General features: G+C 79.2%; 1 protein-coding gene. It reads left to right on the forward strand.

The window, feature by feature from the left end; genetic code table 11:
* Positions 1-1,299 (forward strand): hypothetical protein (locus FOE67_RS25740; RefSeq protein ID WP_228474297.1); only part of this gene is annotated, 1,299 nt, incomplete at its 5' end.
* Between the last annotated feature and the right edge of the window lie 88 nt (positions 1,300-1,387).

A 1,387-nucleotide genomic window follows, 5' to 3' on the forward strand; every position in this document is an offset into this window, starting at 1 on the left:
CGCCCCGACCCCCGGCGCCCCCACCGCGCCCGAGACATGCTCGCTGCCCGGCTAGCGCGCCGCGGCCCGCTGTCGTTCCCGGCCGGCCGCGTTCCGTTGTTCCTCGCCTCCGGCGGCACCTGTCTGGTGCTGCTCGGTGTCCTGTCCCGGGCCCTGGAGCAACCGGCAACGGCGGGGGGAGCGACACCCGCCGTGCTCGGTTGCCTGATGCCGCTCGTCGCCACCGGCCACCTGGCCGCGACGCTCGCACGTACCGACCCCCCGCCCGGGATCCGGGCGGAGCTGGGGGCGCTGGGTGCCGGACGCGGTCGCGTCGCGATGCTGATCGGCGCCTCATCGGGGTTCCTCGCCCTGCTGGGATGTCTGCCGGCCGTGGCGCTCTTCCTCTACACCCGCGGGGCGTCGAACGGTGGAACGGACGGCGCGCCCGCCGCCCTGCCCGCCGTGGGCACCCCGACCCTGGTCGCGCTGGTCCCCCTGGTGGTGGCGGGCTCCGCCGCCCTCGCGGCCCGTGCCCCCGCCACCCGCCGCGGGGAGGGGTCCACGGCCCCCGTTCCCGTCGTCGCGACGGCCGGGCACCCCGACGGGGCGCCCGGCGCCGTGGCCGGCGCGGTCGGGACCCCTCCGACGACGCCGACCGACCGGTGGGGGGAACCGATCCCCGTGCCGGGGGTACCGGCGGCCGCCGACCGGACGGGCGGCGGCCAGTCGTTCTCCGCCGGGACGGCACTGGTCGGGACCGGGGTGGCCCTCGTCTCCCTCACCGCCCCGGGCGGCCCCGGCCACCCCGGCACCGGTCCCTGGGAACTGCCCGGGGTGCCCGCCGGTATCGGCCCGGGCGTGGTGGGTGGCTGGGCCCTCGTCCTGATCGGCACGGTGGTGGCCGGGCCCGGTCTGCTCGCGCTGTGCGGTCGGCTGTTGCTGTTCCGCCGTCCCGGGGTGCGCCGGATGCTGGCCGGGCGCACCCTGCTGACCGACGCCCCGTACCGGGGTCGGGCGTTCGGGGCCCTGGCCGCCGCCTCGGCCACGGTGCCGGCCGCCCTCCTGCTGGTGCCCCGGCCGGGGGCGCTCACGGTGCTCGGGCTGGGGGTGACGGTGTTCGCCGCGCTGTCCGCCCTCCCGGTGGCCGGGGGAACGAACCGATGGGACCGCGCGGAGGACCGGGAAACCCTGCTGTTGCTCGGTGCCCCGCGAGCCATGGGCCGGGAGATCGCCCTGCTGCGCCTGCTCGTCGGGGCCCCGGTGGTCCTGCTCGCGGCGGCGTTCGTGGCGTGGCTGCTGGTGCTGCCGTTCGGCTGATACCCCGGGGTCCGCGCCGCGGCGGCGCGGGCCCCGGGGCCCTCCGGGCACCCGACCGGAGGCGGCGGCGAACCGGACGGGGCGGGTG

Origin of the sequence: Streptomyces calidiresistens, from assembly GCF_014141525.1 — a bacterium.
GTDB classification, from domain to species: Bacteria; Actinomycetota; Actinomycetes; order Streptomycetales; family Streptomycetaceae; genus Streptomyces; species Streptomyces calidiresistens.